General features: G+C 70.2%; 16 protein-coding genes, 1 tRNA gene and 1 riboswitch. Of the genes, 8 read left to right on the forward strand and 9 right to left on the reverse strand.

Annotated elements, in window-relative coordinates; translation table 11 throughout:
• Positions 1-73 precede the first annotated feature (73 nt).
• Positions 74-1,210, forward strand: coding sequence for an aromatic ring-hydroxylating oxygenase subunit alpha (locus GY170_RS13295; RefSeq protein WP_163894430.1), 1,137 nt, complete (start codon positions 74-76; stop codon positions 1,208-1,210).
• 106 nt (positions 1,211-1,316) lie between these two features.
• Here the strand turns inward: GY170_RS13295 and GY170_RS13300 are convergent, their stop codons facing one another.
• From GY170_RS13300 to rlmB, 3 genes are all read right to left on the reverse strand, one after another.
• On the reverse strand, positions 1,317-1,742 hold the full coding sequence (locus GY170_RS13300; protein WP_163894432.1) for a CoA-binding protein: 426 nt from the start codon (positions 1,740-1,742) through the stop codon (positions 1,317-1,319).
• Between the two features lie 214 nt (positions 1,743-1,956).
• Complete coding sequence (locus GY170_RS13305; protein WP_163894434.1) at positions 1,957-2,412, reverse strand: YHS domain-containing (seleno)protein; 456 nt, start codon at positions 2,410-2,412, stop codon at positions 1,957-1,959.
• A gap of 209 nt (positions 2,413-2,621) precedes the next feature.
• Positions 2,622-3,407 (reverse strand): 23S rRNA (guanosine(2251)-2'-O)-methyltransferase RlmB, encoded by a 786-nt coding sequence (gene rlmB, locus GY170_RS13310; protein WP_163894436.1) that lies wholly within the window; start codon positions 3,405-3,407, stop codon positions 2,622-2,624.
• A 114-nt stretch (positions 3,408-3,521) separates the two neighbouring features.
• Between rlmB and GY170_RS13315 the strand changes: the two genes are divergently transcribed.
• From GY170_RS13315 to GY170_RS13330, 4 genes are all read left to right on the forward strand, one after another.
• Positions 3,522-3,605, forward strand: a tRNA-Tyr gene (locus GY170_RS13315).
• A 143-nt stretch (positions 3,606-3,748) separates the two neighbouring features.
• Positions 3,749-4,639 carry a mechanosensitive ion channel family protein gene (locus GY170_RS13320; protein WP_163894439.1) on the forward strand — a complete coding sequence of 297 codons (891 nt, stop codon included), beginning with the start codon at positions 3,749-3,751 and terminating at the stop codon, positions 4,637-4,639.
• Position 4,640: 1 nt separating this feature from the next.
• Positions 4,641-4,898, forward strand: a complete 258-nt coding sequence (locus GY170_RS13325) for a hypothetical protein (RefSeq protein ID WP_163894441.1) — start codon at positions 4,641-4,643, stop codon at positions 4,896-4,898.
• A gap of 77 nt (positions 4,899-4,975) precedes the next feature.
• Complete coding sequence (locus GY170_RS13330; RefSeq protein WP_163894443.1) at positions 4,976-6,334, forward strand: diguanylate cyclase domain-containing protein; 1,359 nt, start codon at positions 4,976-4,978, stop codon at positions 6,332-6,334.
• Here GY170_RS13330 and rpiA read toward each other — a convergent pair.
• The 3 genes from rpiA to metZ all read right to left on the reverse strand — a co-directional run bounded on the left by rpiA (position 6,331) and on the right by metZ (position 9,924).
• Positions 6,331-7,119, reverse strand: coding sequence for a ribose-5-phosphate isomerase RpiA (gene rpiA, locus GY170_RS13335; protein WP_163894445.1), 789 nt, complete (start codon positions 7,117-7,119; stop codon positions 6,331-6,333). The genes GY170_RS13330 and rpiA overlap by 4 nt on opposite strands.
• 398 nt (positions 7,120-7,517) lie before the next feature.
• On the reverse strand, positions 7,518-8,642 hold the full coding sequence (folE2, locus tag GY170_RS13340; RefSeq protein ID WP_163894447.1) for a GTP cyclohydrolase FolE2: 1,125 nt from the start codon (positions 8,640-8,642) through the stop codon (positions 7,518-7,520).
• A gap of 79 nt (positions 8,643-8,721) precedes the next feature.
• Positions 8,722-9,924 (reverse strand): O-succinylhomoserine sulfhydrylase, encoded by a 1,203-nt coding sequence (gene metZ, locus GY170_RS13345; protein WP_163894449.1) that lies wholly within the window; start codon positions 9,922-9,924, stop codon positions 8,722-8,724.
• A gap of 64 nt (positions 9,925-9,988) precedes the next feature.
• Positions 9,989-10,066: riboswitch (SAM riboswitch) on the reverse strand.
• Between the two features lie 144 nt (positions 10,067-10,210).
• Here metZ and GY170_RS13350 point away from each other — a divergent pair.
• Positions 10,211-11,086, forward strand: a complete 876-nt coding sequence (locus GY170_RS13350; RefSeq protein WP_163894451.1) for an alpha/beta hydrolase — start codon at positions 10,211-10,213, stop codon at positions 11,084-11,086.
• 462 nt (positions 11,087-11,548) lie between these two features.
• Here the strand turns inward: GY170_RS13350 and GY170_RS13355 are convergent, their stop codons facing one another.
• Entirely contained in the window at positions 11,549-12,163 is a 615-nt protein-coding gene (locus GY170_RS13355) for an inner membrane-spanning protein YciB (protein WP_163894453.1), read from the reverse strand.
• A gap of 9 nt (positions 12,164-12,172) precedes the next feature.
• The gene (locus GY170_RS13360) at positions 12,173-13,075 is read right to left on the reverse strand and encodes a DMT family transporter (RefSeq protein ID WP_163894455.1); all 903 of its coding nucleotides are present in this window, start codon (positions 13,073-13,075) and stop codon (positions 12,173-12,175) included.
• A 110-nt stretch (positions 13,076-13,185) separates the two neighbouring features.
• On the opposite strand from GY170_RS13360, the gene GY170_RS13365 reads away from it, so the two are divergent.
• Together GY170_RS13365 and GY170_RS13370 are read left to right on the forward strand one after the other, a co-directional pair.
• Positions 13,186-13,689 (forward strand): MgtC/SapB family protein, encoded by a 504-nt coding sequence (locus GY170_RS13365; protein WP_163894457.1) that lies wholly within the window; start codon positions 13,186-13,188, stop codon positions 13,687-13,689.
• Positions 13,690-13,893: 204 nt separating this feature from the next.
• Positions 13,894-14,451 carry an EF-hand domain-containing protein gene (locus tag GY170_RS13370; RefSeq protein WP_163894459.1) on the forward strand — a complete coding sequence of 186 codons (558 nt, stop codon included), beginning with the start codon at positions 13,894-13,896 and terminating at the stop codon, positions 14,449-14,451.
• A gap of 125 nt (positions 14,452-14,576) precedes the next feature.
• On the opposite strand, the gene ftsY is transcribed toward GY170_RS13370, so the two are convergent.
• The gene (ftsY, locus tag GY170_RS13375) at positions 14,577-16,016 is read right to left on the reverse strand and encodes a signal recognition particle-docking protein FtsY (protein ID WP_163894461.1); all 1,440 of its coding nucleotides are present in this window, start codon (positions 16,014-16,016) and stop codon (positions 14,577-14,579) included.
• Positions 16,017-16,037: the final 21 nt, after the last annotated feature.

The following is a 16,037-nucleotide window of genomic DNA, read 5'->3' on the forward strand; positions in this document are numbered from 1 at the left end:
GGCGGGCGCCCCCTCGACTTTCCGGCAAAAAGACCAAAGTCTTGCGCCGAAGACTAGGCGGGAAGGACCCCTGATGAAAGACTCTCCGTCGCAGCCCGCCGCGCTGGAGGAGCTGCGTGCCACACTCGCCGCCCCCTTCGAGGAGGGGCGGGCCATGCCCAAGAGCCTCTACACCTCCCCCGAAGTGCTGGCGCTGGAGCAGGAGCGGCTCTTCGCGCGTGAGTGGGTCAGCGCCGGCCGCGCCTCGCGCCTCGCGGTGCCGGGCGACTACCTGACGATGGAGATCGCGGGCGAGCCGGTCATCGTGCTGCGGGATAGGGAGGGGCGCCTGCACGCCCTCTCCAACGTCTGCCGCCACCGCATGGCCCTGCTGCTGGAGGGGGAGGGCAACACCCGCACGATCACCTGCCCCTACCACGCGTGGAGCTACAACCTCGACGGCACGCTCCGCGGCGCGCCCGGCATGGGCCGCAACGCCGCCTTCTCGCGCGAGGGGATCGCCCTGCCCGAGATCGCTTGCCAGGAGTGGAAGGGCTGGATCATGCTCTGCCTCGACCCGCAGACGCCGCCCCCCTCGGAGCGGCTGGGCGCCCTTGATGATCTCATCGGCCACTACCGCATGGAGGATTACGTCGAGCTCTTCCACGAGACCTTCCGCTGGAAGACCAACTGGAAGGTCCTCGGCGAGAACTTCATGGAAAGCTACCACCTGCCCGCCTGCCACGCCGGCACCATCGGCGGCGCGGTGGACCTCGAAGAGATGACCTGCCCGCCGGGGGAGGAGGGCTTCAACTATCACTGGATCCTGAAGGACGAGACCGCCCGCCTCGCCCTCGCCCACGACAAGAACACCTGGCTCACCGGCGAAGACCGCCGCAAGACCTGGCTCGTCTCGATTTACCCCTCACTCTTCATCACGCTGACGCCCGGCTACTTCTGGTACCTCTCCCTGACGCCCGTGGCGCCCGGCGAGGTGGACGTCCTCTACGGCGGCGGGCTAGCCCCCGAGTTCCTCGGCGAGACGGAGGCGGAGGAGAACTTCACAGCCCTCAAGACCCTGCTGGACGAGGTGAACATGGAGGACAAGGCCTGCACCGAGGCCGTCTATCGCGGCCTCTCCTCCCGCCTCGGCGCCCCCGGCCCCCTCAGCCACCTCGAGCGTCCCAATTGGGATTTCGCCCGCTACATCCTCTCCCGCCTCACCGACTAGCCGCGCGCGCCCCCTCGCTTTTCCCGAAATATTCCTCGGGGGGGCCAGCCCAGCCGGCGGGGGGCAGACAGCCCCCCTTCTACCGCTCGCCTCCCCGCGGAGACGGTCAGTCCATGAGCCGCGGGATCTCGATGGCCGGGCAGCGATCCTGCACCACCTTCAGCCCCTTGGCCCGAGCCACCTCGGCGGCGGAGAAGCTGGTGATGCCGAGCTGCATCCAGATGCTCTTGAGCGTCTTGAAATGCGACATGGCGGCGAGCGCGACGGAGGGGACGTCCTCCGACTTGCGGAAGATGTCGACCATGTCGACCTCCTCCTCCACCTCGCGGATGTCGCCGTAGACCGTCTCGCCCAGCAGCTCCTTGCCGGCGATGCGCGGGTTGACCGGGATCACCCGGTAGCCGCGCGATTGAAGGTAGCGCATCACCCGGTGCGACGGGCGATCCTCCTTGTCGGAGGCGCCGACCATGGCGATCACCTTCGCTTCGGTCAGGACCTCGCGGATGTAATCATCGGGCTGAATCAAGCGCATGGGTCTCCTCCCTCTCTCCCTTTCCACCGGTGTTCAGAAAAAAGCGCCCGAAGCCAAGAGGCCCGGGCGCAAAGGTGTGGAACGAGGGACAGTGATCGAAAGCGCGCATGTTCCATTGAGGCGCCTTCATGAGACAATATTGGCACAGGCAAGAAGAAAGGAAAGGGCGCTCAGAGAATCGTGATCACTGTGGCCGCTCGGCCGCCCTTGCCGCTCAGCCGAGGATGGTCGGCCAATGCTGGTTGGCCGCGGCGATGTTCCCCTCCGCATCGGTCCGCCAGCGGGCGCGGATATCCAGCGAGTAGTTCAGGTAGAGCCGCCCCTCGTGGATCGTGAAGGCGTCCGGCACCGTGGGCGCGAGGGCGCCCTTGGCCAGCGCGAAGGCGCAGTAGCCGCCGTAGCGAGGGGCATAGCGGGCCGGGTTCATCTCGAAGGCGGCGCGGGAGGCGTCGGAGGCGAAGTGCCAGACCGCGCCGCGCCACATCAGCGCCGCGCGCGGAGAGCCGGAGCGCGGCCCCCCGTCGGTGAAGTAGGAGACGGGATCGGTGCCGCCAATGGCGATGCCGCCGGGCGCGTAGATCTCCGCCGTGCCGGCGAGGGCCGGACGGGCGGCGGCGAGGGCGAGCGGGCTGAGCGCGAGCGAGTGCAGCAGGTGGCGGCGCGTGGGCATATCTGTCCTCCGTTGCGCCGAGAATGTGCCGCCCGGGCGCATCCGACCAGCCCCGCTCGCGCGGAGGTGACAGGGGGCCGGCGTGGCGGCGAAGCGGCGCGCCCGGAGATTCGCTTGCGATGCAGGGGGTTGTGCTGCCGCCCCGCCTGCCGCCCCTCGCGGGATCGTGCCCGGCGGATGGGCGGGGCGGTAACAATTCGCCCCCGGGGTCAGCCGGCCCCTTGCGCAGCACTGGCGGCGTAGAGCGCCACCGCGGCGGCGTTGGAGACGTTGAGCGAGCCGAAGGTGCCGGCCGCCTCGATCCGCACCAGCGTGTCGCAGAGCTCGCGGGTCCGCTCACGCAGGCCCGGCCCCTCGGCGCCGAGCACCAGCGCCACTTTCTCCGAGGGCCCTTTCGACAGCGCGGCGGCGAGGCTTACCTCCCCCTCCCCGGCGAGGCCGAGGAGGAGCCAGCCCTCCTCGCGCAGCCGCTCCATCGTGTCGGCGAGGTTGCGCAGCCGCAGGTAGGGCTGCCGCTCCAGCGCGCCCGAGGCCGTCTTGGCCAGCGCCCCCGTCTCCGGCGCCGAGTGGCGGGCGACACCGATCACGGCGCGCGCCCCGAACACCTCCGCCGAGCGCAGCACGGCGCCGACGTTATGCGGGTCGCTCACCCGGTCGAGCAACACGAGGAGGCCCGGCCCCGGCTTCGCCAGCACGTCATCCAGCCCGCCCCAGTCGAGCGGCTTGGCCTCAAGCGCCGCGCCCTGGTGGACGGAGGAGGGATCGAGCGGCGCATCGAAGCGGCGGGCATCGACGATCTCCGGCTCGATGCCGGCGGCGGAGACCGCGTCCCCCAGCCGGTCTGCGGCGTTCTGGGTGAGCATCAGCCGCAGCTTCTCTCGCGCGGGGTTCATCAGGGCATCGCGCACGGCGTGCAGGCCGAAGAGCCACACGGTCTCCGCCGCCGACGCCCGGCGCGCCCGTTCCTTCTCGATGACCCACTTCGGCTTCTTCATGCGCCCTGACTGCCTTGCCCCGCGCGCCTCCGCAAGGGCCTGCAGGGGCGGGCGCTGCCGCCGCCAAAACCTTGTTGACCTCTCGCCGAGGGCCGACTATTCCGCCCCAGCGTCGGGCGACGAGCTGCAAGGTGCGGCAGCGGACTGTAACTCCGCCGGGGAGACCCACGCCTGGTTCGATTCCAGGGTCGCCCACCACCTCCCCCCCGTTTTTCCCAGCACCGAGCCCTCGTTGCTCTCCACGCTCGATGAGCGTCCCGCCGCCCGGTTGCTCCTCCGCCAGGGCCACCCGAGCGCAATCGTCCCTTGCCTCGCGCCCTGCCCCGCAACAGATTTGCCCCATGTTCCAAGACTTCAGATGGCCGCGTCTGCCCTTCGATCCGGCGCTCCTGCCGCATGTCGACCTGCTCGTGTCGCTGCTCCTCCTCCTGCTGCTCTGGGTCGCGCGGAAGATCGTCGTGCGCTCCATCCGCGCGCGGGCGGAGCTGGCGCCGCAGGATCAGCGGCGGCTGCTCACCTCCACCCGCAACGCCTTCCTGCTGCTGCTGCTGATCGGCCTCGTGATGATATGGGCGCCGCAGCTGCGCACCTTCGCGCTGTCGCTCACTGCCGTGGCCGTGGCCATCGTCGTGGCGACCAAGGAGCTCATCCTCTGCCTCTCGGGCGCCGTCCTGCGCGCCACGACCGGCGCCTTCGCGGTGGGCGACTGGATCGAGGTGGGGGACAACCGGGGCGAGGTGACCGACCACACGGTGCTGGCGACGACGCTGCAGGAGTTCGGCGCCGGCCCCTATGCCTACGTGCCGACCGGGCGCACCATCGTGTTCCCCAACAGCCTGTTGCTGACCACCCCGGTGCGCAACCTCTCCGCCATGCGCGAGGCGACCTACCACCGCTTCACCGTCACGCTCGATCCGATGCCCCGCATCGAGGGCGCCCATGCGGCGCTCTCGCAGATCGTCGCCCGCCACTACGAGCCCTTCCGCGAGAGCGCCGCCCGCGTGAACGCCGCCATCGAGCGCCGCACCCACACCGACCTGCCCGACCCGGCGCCGCTGGTGCGGCTGCGCACCTCCGATCTCGGCAAGCTGCGCGTCGAGGTGACGCTCTTCTGCCCGCCGCAGGCCGCCGAGCGGCTGGAAAGCGAGATCACCGCCGAGATCCTCGCGGCGATGGATGCCGAGCGACAGAAGGGCGCCGCCGGCACCGTCGAGCCGACAGAGGCGGAGTGACATGCTCTACCACCTGCTCGACCTCGCCGCGATCGTCAGCTCCCTCCTCGCCGCCGGGCTCTGGTACCAGGCCGGCGCGCGGACCATCCGCCGTGTCTCGCGGTTCGAGACGCTGGATCACGCGGACCTCAACCGCATGGTCGTCGCCATGAACCGCAGCGCCATCCTCAACCGGCGGGCGGCACTCGCCTCCGCGGCGGCGGCGATCTGCATCGCGTTGCGCTTCGCGGCCTCGCTCGTGCTGGATGCATCGAGTTGACGGCGCCGGCTGGACGCGGCGACCCGCGCTGACTATCCGCTTGGCGATTGTTTGCCTTTGGCAGGGGGAGACCGGGCATGGCTGAGGGGCATCACGGGGGCCTGCGGGGCTGGTTCCGCAGCCTGTCGCTCCGCACCTGGCTCATCGTCGGCATGGGCGTCGCGCTCCTGCCGATCTTCATCGTCGGCGCGCTGACCTTTGCCACCTACCACAGCCAGATCGCCCAGCCTTTCCGCGAGGTGCTGAATACCCAGCACCGCATCCTGCTGCCGCTGGAGCGCCTGCAGGGAGAGATGTGGGGCCTCTCGGCGGCCGTCAACGACTTCGCCGAGACGGGGGAGGAGGCCTACCGCAGCACCTTCGAGGCGACGGAGCGGCAGATCGCCACCCACCTCGCGCAGCTGGAGCTGGCGGCGGGCAGCTCCCCCGCCTTCCGGCCCATCCTCGATGCCGCGCTGCAGGACTGGGCGCTACTCGTGCAGGTCGCCGCCGAGGTCGCGCCCGGCACCGCCTCCAGCGCTGATCCCGCCCTCCTGCGCTTCGAATCGCTCGTCGCCGAGACGGGCCGGGCGCTGGAGGCGCTGTCGGAGACGCTGCGCCAGCAGAGCGAGCAGAGCCATGCCGAGGCGCTGGCGGCGATGCGCCGGCTGGAGATCATCGCCGCCGTGGCCGTGGCGCTGACGCTGCTCTTCACCTTCCTCGCCATCCAGATCATCGACCGGGCGCTCATCAACAGCACCGACGAGCTGGTGGCCGGCGCCATGAGCATCACCGCCGGCGACCGGGAGCGGCAGATCGACGTGCAGGTCCCGCCGGAGCTGGCGGCGGTGGCGAGCGCCTTCAACAAGATGACCAAGCAGATCCTCGAGCAGGAGCGGGCACTCTCCCTCGCCGCCAGCACCGACAGCCTCACCGGCCTGCGCAACCGGCGGGCGTTCGACCGGGAGCTCGCCGCCTGCCTCGACATCGCCGAGCAGAGCGGCCAGCCCGGCGCACTGCTGATGATCGACGTCGACAACTTCAAGGAATTCAACGACGCCCACGGCCACCTCGCCGGCGACGCCGCGCTCCGCCAGATCGGCGAGGCGCTCACGGGCGCGGCGCGCGAGGGCGACCTCACCTTCCGCTACGGCGGCGAGGAATTCGCGATCCTCGTGCCGAACATCACCCCCGCCGACGCTCTCGCCGCTGCGGAGCGGGCGCGGGCGGCGGTGGAGCGGCAGGGCGTCTCGCTGCCGACGGGCGAGGAGCAGCGCATGAGCGTCAGCATCGGCGTCGTCACCTTCGGCGGCCATGCCCGCGGGCAGGAGGTCGTCGGCCGCGCCGACGTGGCGCTCTACAAGGCGAAGGCGGCGGGGCGCAACAGGGTGCGGCTGGCCGGGTCCGGCGCGGGCGCGCGGGGGCCCAGGGGCGCGGGCGAACCCGCGGAGGCCTAATCGGAGATGTCGGTGAAGACGTTGCCGTCGTCGAGGAAGTCGTAGCGATCCTCGCTGACGAGCCCGGCGGCGAAGTCCCGCACCTCCACCCGGCCGTCGCCATGGCCGAGCACCACCTTGTCGCAGATGTCGATGAAGAGCCCGTTCTCCACCACACCCGGGATCTGGTTGAGCACGAGGGAGAGCTGCCGGGCATTGCCGATGCGTTTGAGGTGCAGATCGAGGATGTGGTTGCCCTCGTCGGTGACATAGGGCGCGTCGCCGTTCATCCGCAGCTGGGTGGTACGGCCGAGCACGTCGAGGCCGATCAGCGTCTCCTCGACGAGCAGCTTGGTGGTCTGCCAGCCGAAGGGGATGACCTCCACGGGGAGCGGGAAGGCGCCCAGCGTCTCCACCTCCTTGCCGCTGTCGGCGATGACGATCATCTGGTCCGACGCGGTGGCGACGATCTTCTCCATCAGCAGGGCGCCGCCGCCGCCCTTGATGAGGTTCATCTTGCCGTCGAGCTCGTCGGCCCCGTCGATGGTGAGGTCGAGCCAGCGGGCCTCGTCGAGGCTGATCACCTCGATCCCCACCTCGCGCGCCAGTTCGGCGGTGCGGGTGGAGGTGGGCACGCCGGTGATCTTCAGCCCCTCCTCGCGGACCATCTCCCCAAGGCACTTCACCAGCCAAGCGGCGGTGGAGCCGGTGCCGAGCCCGACCCGCATTCCCGATTCGACAAACTGCGTGGCCCGGCGGGCGGCCACGAACTTGGCCTTGTCGATGGGGGAGAGATCGGCTGCCATGAGAGAGGTCCTTTCCGCGGCGCCTCCTTATAGGAAGAACGGCCGAAGAGGGCGAGAGGGGACTTAGGGCTGCGTGGCCCCCGACCGGACGCCCCTTCGTAGGGTGGGTTTCCAACCCACCGCCCCACCCGAACCCAGGCGATCCCCTCGCAGGCGCAGGGCGAGCGCCGGCCCGTGGGATGGCGCTCCGACGGTCTTGCTCTGCGCTTTATACCGGCCAAGCCCTTCCCCGACCGGAGCGGAGCACCAAGCCCCGCCAGAGCGCCAGCCCGCCGGGACGGGCAGGCGCTCGCCCTGCGCCTTTGGCGCGCACCGGGCGGGGCGAGGCTCAACCCGGGCGCAATTCCGGGCCGCCCCTAGGCCGGACTTCAGCTTGGCACCGCGCCGCCTGCCCCCACTCACCCCCGGTGGTGCAATGTCCCGAACAACTGCGGGTCGAGGCTCTCCGCCGCGAAGGTCGGGCCTTCGGTGAGGATCGAGACGGCGTCGTGGCTATGCAGGCTCTCCTGATGGCTCGCCACCACGCGGAAGTCGCCGATGCGCGGCTCGTCCTTCAGCTCGGCGGCGAAGAGGCGCACCGCGTCCTCCACGAAGATCGGGTTCGCGGCGTTGAGCTCAGCGAACGCCTGCTCGTCCTCGCGCTTGACCATCACCTGCGTCTCCGTCGGCACGGCCCGGCGCGCCAGGCCGATCAGGTCCTCGAACCAGAGCCGATCCCCGGCATCCAGCGCCTCCACCGATATCCGCGCCACCGAGCGCTGCGAATGCGGAGTCGCCAGCTGCCCGCGGGAGGCGCGGGCATGCTCGGAGAGCTCCAGCGAGCAGGGGCAGGTCGAGGAGTAGACGTAGTCGAGATGCATGATGCGCTTGGGCACCCCCGCCTGTTCCACCAACTCCAGCGCCAGGTCGTAATATTGAAAGCCGGTGAGGCCGGAGCGCAGGGATTTGACCCGCTCGGGGTAGGAAAAACGCATCTGGATGCGGGCGTCGAAGGTGTCGTGATCGGTCTTGTAGATGTTCAGCGCCTGCTGGATCACGTCGAAGCTGAAGGCCTCCTCCGCATGGGCGTAGAAGCTGCGCATGATGCGGCTCATGTTGATGCCCTTGCGGTTGGCATCGAGGCTGACGGTCCCCGTCACCGAGGTCTCCAGCGTGATCTCCCCGCCGCCCTTGGTGCGAAAGCGCACCGGCAGGCGGAAGTTGGAGATGCCGACATGCTGGATCGGCGCGCGGGCGCCGCGGATTAGGCTCTCCGGCCCGTTCTGAAGATCCGGCAGGGTGGCGAGGTAGTCGGTATCCGCCTCGAACTCCTCGGGGTATGCGCGGGCCAGCGCGGGGTAATTGCCCCGCGTCGGGTCGGCGATGAGGCGGGAGATGGCGGGGTCGAGATCCGCCACCTCCTCCGCCAGGGCGTGATGGGCCCAGGCGCGCAGGACGCCGAGCGCCGCCTCGGCCTCACTGCGTCCGGGATCGGGGCGCCCGGGATCCTTCGCCGCCGGGTCGGACTTGCTGGTGACAGTCATCGGCGCCTCCTGTGGGCGACTTCGCGCGCTCCCCCCAATCTAGGGGCTCGGGGGGCCGGAGAGAAGCCGGCCCGCCCTCTCAGGCCTCCGCCGCCACCCGCGCCGCCGCCTCCAGCGCGCCCTGCAGGTCGGCGATGAGGTCGGCCGGATCCTCGAGCCCAATGGAGAGGCGCACGAGCCCGGGCGTGATGCCGAGCGTCGCGCGCTGCTCTTCGGCGAGGCGCTGGTGGGTGGTGGTGGCCGGGTGGGTGACGATGCTCTTGGCGTCGCCGAGGTTGTTGGAGATCAGGACGATCTCCAGCGCGTCGAGGAAGCGGAACGCCGCCTCCTTGCTGCCGAGATCGAACGCCAGCACCGTCCCGCCGGAGCCCATCTGCTCCATCGCCAGCGCGTGCTGGGGGTGGGCGGGAAGGCCGGGATAGATGACGCGGGCGAGCCGGTCGTCCGCCTCCAGCGCCTCGGCGATCTGCTGGGCGGACGCCGCCTGCGCGCGCACCCGCAGCTCCATCGTCTCCAGCCCCTTGAGCAGCAGCCAGGCGGAGAAGGGGGACAGCGCGGCGCCGGTGTGCTTGAGGTAGGGCTCCGCCGTCTTGCGGATGAACTCCTTGCTGCCGAGGATCACCCCGCCGAGCACGCGGCCCTGCCCGTCGATATGCTTGGTGGCGGAGTAGACGACGACGTCCACGCCCTGCTCGATGGCCCTGGAGAAGACGGGCGTGGCGAAGACGTTGTCGGCGATCACCAGCGCGCCGGCGGCATGGGCGATCTCGCTGACGGCGGCGACGTCGATGAGGTCGAGCGCCGGGTTGGAGACGCTCTCGAAGAACACCGCCTTGGTGCCCGGCGTGACGGCGGCGCGCCACTCGTCGAGGCTGGTGCCGTCGACGAAGACCACCTCGACACCGAAGCGCGGCAGGATCTCCTCGAGGATATAGAGGCAGGAGCCGAAGAGCGCCCGGCTGGAGACGACGCGGTCGCCGGCCTTGAGCATGGAGACCAGCGCGCCGTTGACGGCGGCCATGCCCGAGGCGGTGGCGAAGGCATCCTCGGCGCCCTCGAGCGCGGCGATGCGCTCTTCGAACATGCGCGTCGTGGGGTTGCCGTAGCGGGCGTAGATGAACTCATCCTCGCCGGCCTTGATGAAGCGCTGCTCGGCCTGCGCGGCGTCGTCGTAGACGAAGCCCTGGGTGAGGAAGATGGCCTCGCTCACCTCGCCGTACTGGCTGCGGCGGGTGCCGCCATGGACGGCTTTGGTGCGGCGGGAAAGATCGCGTTTCGACATCGTGTCGCCTCCTTCGGGGCCTCTGCCCCAATGAAAAACCCCGACACCGGTAAAGGCATCGGGGCCAGCGACCCGTCAGACCTCTTTAGCGGCATGTTTTACGTGGCCCGCAATCCGGTAACAAATCGCCACGACGCGAGCAGTAGGCCTCCTCGGCGGAACGGTCAAGTCCGAGCGGCTGTGACCATCCTGCCGCGGCGGGGCCGCGTCATCCAAGCGTCACGCAAGAGTAACCTGCCTGTTGCGAAGACGCGGCAAGGGAAACACCACATCTAGTGGGTGCGCAATGGCATTGCTGCGAGCGAATGCGGATGACCTCCCCTCCGGCCACACGATCGCCGGAGCCCTTCGGGGACTCCACCCCGGCGCGCCGATCGTCGTGATGATCCACGGCTACCGCTTCTCCCCCGCCGATGCCTCGCACGACCCGCACCGCCACATCCTGTCGCCCGCCCCCAGCCTCGGCGGCTGGAAAGCCGTCTCCTGGCCGCGCCACCTGCGCCTGCAGGGCGAGGCGGGCCTCGCCGTCGCCTTCGGCTGGGAGGCGCGGGGGACGCTGTTCGCGGCCCATGCGCGGGCGGAGGCGGCAGGGGCGGCGCTGGCCGAGCTCGTGGGGAGGCTGCGGGTAGCGGCGCCGGACCGCCCGATCCACCTCCTCGGCCACAGCCTCGGCGCGCGGGTGGCGCTCGCGGCGCTGGCGCGGGCGCGGCCGGGCGACATCACGCGGGTGCTGCTCCTCTCCGCCGCCGCCTTCCGGGGCGAGGCGCGGCGGGTGCTGGAGACGCCCGCTGGGCGGCGGGCGGAGATCGTCAACGTGATCTCGGGCCAGAACCTCCTCTTCGACACCCTCCTCCGCCTTGCCCTGCCCCACCACGGCGTGACGCTGGGGGGCGGGCTCGGGGCGCGGTCGCCGGGATGGGTGCCGGGCTGGGTGGACGTGCCGATGCGCCGCCTGCCGGACCTCGGCTACCGCCTCGCCCCGCCGACGGCCCGGATCTGCCACTGGTCGAGCTACCTGCGCCCCGGCGTTTGGCGCTTCTACCGGGAGGTGCTGCTGACCCCGGAGGCGACGCCCCTCGCGGTGATGCAGGCCCGCCTCGCCCCGGAGCGGCGCCGCTGGCGCCTGCCGGCGATGCGGTTCGGGGCGCGGGGACCGGTTTAGGCGGCGCGCTCGGCCTGTCGACGCAGGGCGGGTTTTCAACCCGCCGAGGTGCACCCTCTCCGCTCTGTCCCCCGCCCGGTGCGCGCCAAGGGCGCAGGGCGAACGCCGGCCCGTCCCGGGGGCTGGCGCTCCGAAACGTCGACCCACCCTGGGAAGCAGAGCCGGTGCACCGTCGCCGCTTCTTCCCCCGCCCGGTGCGCGCCAAAGACGCAGGGCGAGCGCCCGCCCGTCCCGCGGGCTGGCGCTCCGGTGAGGTCAGCGCGGAGATCTGAGCGGGGAGGTGGTGGCGCCATAAAGCAAGGAGCGGAAACGTGGGAGCGCCACCCCACGGGCCGGCGCTCGCCCTGCGCCTGTCGATGGTGCGTGCGGTAGAAGTGGGACGGTGGGTTATAGGCCCACCCTACGCCTCACGTAGGGTGGGCCTATAACCCACCTTGCCTCGCGAGCCGCAGAGCCGCCCCCTCAGGCGCTGCCCTTCTCCTCCTCGACGCCGTACTCCTCCAGGAGCTTGCCCTGCGTCATGAAGAAGAGGAACAGCGCCGCCGTCAGACCAAAGGTCTTGAAGCTCACCCAGACCTCCGTCGAGAAGAGCCTCCAGACCAGCTCGTTCGCCACGGCGAGGCCGAAGAAGAACCACATGATGCGCTTGGTCAGAAGCAGCCAGCCCTCGCGCTTCAGCGGCATCGCCTCCCCCATCAGCCCTTCGAGATAGCTCTTCCCCCGTGCCAGCCCGATCGCCAGCGCGGCGCCGAAAATCACGTAGATGATCGTCGGCTTCATCTTGAAGAACCGCTCGTCGTTGAACCACACGGAGAGGGAGCCGAAGACGACCACCAGCACCGCCGTCACCACCTGCATCTTCGAGAGCTTGCCGGTGAGCCACCAGAGGATCCCGGTGCACAGCAGCAGCAGCGGCACGAAGAGGGCCGTCACCACGATGAAGCCCTGGTACTCCGTCCCGCCGATCTCGAAGACACGATCCTTCATCCGCCCATAGGCGAGGAAGAACAGCAGGATGGGGCCGAAATCGAGGCCGATCTTCAGCCAGGCGGGGACATGTCTGGGGGTGTCGCTCATGGCCTCTATCTAACCTGCGAATTCCACGATGACAGCCCCCGCCGCGATCATCGCCATCAACATCAGGCGACGGGGCCCCACGCCCTCGCCGAGGATGAACCAGCCGATCAGCCCGGCGAAGACGGTCGAGGTCTCCCTCAGCACCGCCGCCTCGCCCACCTTGTCAAGGTAGGTCGCCAGCATGACGCCGCCGAAGCTGATCCACGCGATGAAGGCGCCGATGATGCCGCGCAGCGCCAGCGGCCCCAGCCGGGGCGGTGCCGGCATCCTGCGATAGCGGATCGCGGCCAGCACCGGGAAGTCGAGCGCCGTGATGAAGAAGAACCACGCGAGGAACATCATCGGCGAGGGCGCGGTGCGGATGCCCCAGGCGTCGTAGGTGGTGTAGATCGCCACCATCACCCCGCCCCAGAGCGCGAAGGCCAGCCCCATCTGCATCGCCCGCCGGCCGAGGCTCACCTCCGCGAGGTTGCGCAGCGCCAGCAGCAGGATCCCGCCGGAGAGCAGCGCCACCCCGCCCCATTGCAGGGGCGTGAACCTCTCGTGGAAGATCAGCGAGGCGGCCGCCACCGTTACCACGGGGCCCGAGCCGCGCACGACGGGATAGACGAAGGAATAGGCCGCCCGCTCGTAGGCCAGCGCCATCGCCAGCTTGTAGAGGAAGTGGATCACCAGCGAGCCGGCGAGGATCGCCCACATCTGCGCATCCGGCGCCGGCACGAGGAAGATCGCCACGGGCGCCGAGATCACCACGAGGAAGAAATCGATCGAGCCGCGCGACAGCCAGGGATCGTGCGCGCCCTTCTGCAGCGCGCCGAAGACGGCATGGGCGATGGCGGACATGAGCGCCAGCAGGGTGGCGATCTGCGCCCCCTGCCCCGTCCCGGCCATGCTCGAGAGCCACTCGCTCATCGCCCTCCTCTGGCCCGGCCGGCGGGCGAAGGCAAGCCGCCCGGACGGGAGGCGGAACCCCCGGGGCGGCGCGGCATTGACCGCTCAGACCGAGAAAGGGGGGGACCTGGATGCTGCAAGCACTGCTCGACGAGCTGCGCCCGAACTTCACCGCCGTGACCTTCACGGCGACGCTGGTGCGCCTGCTGGCCGCGCTCCTCCTCTCCAGCCTGATCGGGGTCGAGCGGGAATACCGCGAGAAGACGGCGGGCCTGCGCACCCACATGCTCATCGGCGTCGCCGCCTGCCTCTTCGTCATCGTCGGCGAGGAGCTGGCGATCCTCGATTTCGGCGGCGATTCCAAGCAGACGGATCCGATCCGCCTGATCGAGGCGGTCACCGCCGGCGTCGCCTTCCTCGCCGCCGGGCTGATCTTCAACTACAAGGGCGAGGCGCGGAACGTCACCACCGGCGCCTCGATGTGGCTCGCCGGGGCCATCGGCCTCTCCTGCGGGGCCGGGCACGTCCCCCTCGCCGCGGTGGCGACGCTGGTGACCATCGTCGTCGTCTGGTTCGTCGGCGCCGTCGAGCGCCGCCTCTCCCCCCGAAAACGCCCCGCGCGACCGGAGGAGTGACAACCCCTCAACCAGCCGTGAAGAGCGCGAAACCCACGCATGGCGCGCATAGGCGCCCTCGTCCGGCGGCAGCCCGAAAGCCTCGGAACGCAGGCGGAGGGGGCGGGGTTGGTCTGGCATCGGGCAGGCGGGGCACACCCGCCCGCCCACTTGAAAAAGGAGGAAACTGCCATGAATACGCAGCAACTCAAAACCTTACGCGCCGTGGCTCTCACGTCCGCGCTCGCCCTTCCCGCCGCCGCCACCGCGCAGGCCACCTGGACCTACAGCGACTGGGACAATGACGGGAACCTCGAGGTCTCCGATCAGGAATTCCAGACCGGCTTCGCCGAAACCGGCACCTACAATGCCTGGGACAGCGACGAGACGGTCGGCCTGAGCGAAGGCGAGTTCGCGACGGGCGTCTATTCCTCGTGGGACACGGATAATGACCTGCAGCTCACCGAGCAGGAGTACATGACCGGTACCCAGAATTGGTACGGCGACGAATACAACACCGCCTTCTCCGACTGGGACACCGACACGTCCGGCTACATCGACACCAACGAGTTTGGTGCCGGCTGGGACAACACCCTCTACAGCGACTACGACACCGACAGTGACGCGCTTCTGACCGAGGACGAGTTCAACACCGGCGTCTACAGCAGCGCCGACCTCGACCAGAACGAAGTCATTACGGTGGAGGAAGAGGGCTGGTTCGAAGGCTGGTTCGATGGCGACGACGTCGAGGCCGAGATCGAGCAGGTCGGCGACGTGATCTGAGCGACCGTGGCTTGCGGCGCCCGAGAGGCGCGCCGCACCACAGTTTAACAGGGAAAAGGGCGGGTGCAGACCCCGCCCTTTTTCTATGCCTGGCTCTTTTCTGTTTCTGAGTGGCGGGCGCCCTCTCAGGCCGGCTCCAGCTCCGTCCCCACCAGCGCGGCGGCGAATTCATCCGGGTCGAAGGGCGACAGGTCGTCGATCTGCTCGCCCACCCCGATGGCGTGGATCGGCAGGCCGAAGCGGTCCGCCAGCGCCACGAGGACGCCGCCCCGCGCCGTGCCGTCGAGCTTGGTCATCACGAGGCCCGAGACGTCGGCGATCTTCTGGAAGATCTCCACCTGCGTCAGGGCGTTCTGGCCGGTCGTCGCGTCCAGCACCAGCAGCGTGTTGTGCGGCGCATCCGGGTCCTTCTTGCGGATGACGCGGACGATCTTCGCCAGCTCCTCCATCAGGTCCTGCCGGTTCTGCAGGCGGCCGGCCGTGTCGATCATCAAGAGGTCCGCCCCCTCGCTCTTCGCCCGCGTCATCGCGTCGAAGGCCAGCGAGGCTGGGTCGGAGCCCTCGGGCGCCGTCATCACCGGCACCCCGGCCCGCTCACCCCAGATCTGCAGCTGCTCGACGGCGGCAGCGCGGAAGGTATCCCCCGCCGCGACCACGACGCTCTTGCCGGCGCCGCGGAACTGGCTGGCCAGCTTGCCGATCGTGGTCGTCTTGCCGGAGCCGTTGACGCCCACGACGAGCACCACCTGCGGCTTGGAGGGGTAGAGCGGCAGCGGCCGGGCCACCGGCTCCATGATGCGGGCGATCTCCCCGGCCAGCGCCTCCTTGATCTCGGCGGAGGTGAGGCGGCGCCCGATGCGCCCCTCGGCGATGTTCGCCGTCACCCGCTGGCTCGTGGTCACCCCCATGTCCGAGGCGATGAGCAGCTCCTCCAGCTCCTCCAGCATGTCGTCGTCCATCAGGCGGCGGGGCGCCTCGGCGGCGGCCCCGCCCCGGCGGAAGAGCCGGGTCATCAGCCCCCCGCGCGCCGCCGGCGCCTCGGGCTCCGGCTCGGGGACGGGCATGGGGATCGGCTGCGCGAGGCGCGGGGAATTCTCCTCCGTCTCCTCGGGGTCGTCGTCCACCGGCGCGGCGCCCGGCGGCGTCACCGGCGCCTGCGGCCCCCCGGGCGGAACGGGCGTGTCCGGCACCTCGGGCACCTGGTCCGGGGCCGGCGGCTGCGGCGGCTCGGTGACCGGCGGCTCGGGCGCCTCGGGCGGCACCGGCTCGGGATCCACCGGCTCGGGCGGCATCTCGTCCGGGCCCGGCAGCGGCGGCTCCTCGGCCGGGTCGGGGATCGGCGCCTCGTCGGGTCCGGGGAACGGCGGCTCCCCCGGCGCAGGCGTGCCGAGGGGGTCCGTTTCGGGCGGGCGCGGTGGTTCGGGCGCCTCCGGCACGTCCGGGGCGGAATCGACCGGCAGGGCCTGCTCTTCTCCCTCCCCTTCGCCGACGATGGCGTCGATGCCGGCGTCGAGCTTGGAGGAGGAGGTGAAGAGCCTGTCTTTCAGCTTCGTGAAGAATGACATGGGATGAGCCTCCTTTGACCT

It is taken from the genome of Pseudoroseicyclus tamaricis (assembly GCF_012070395.1).
GTDB lineage: Bacteria > Pseudomonadota > Alphaproteobacteria > Rhodobacterales > Rhodobacteraceae > Pseudoroseicyclus_A > Pseudoroseicyclus_A tamaricis.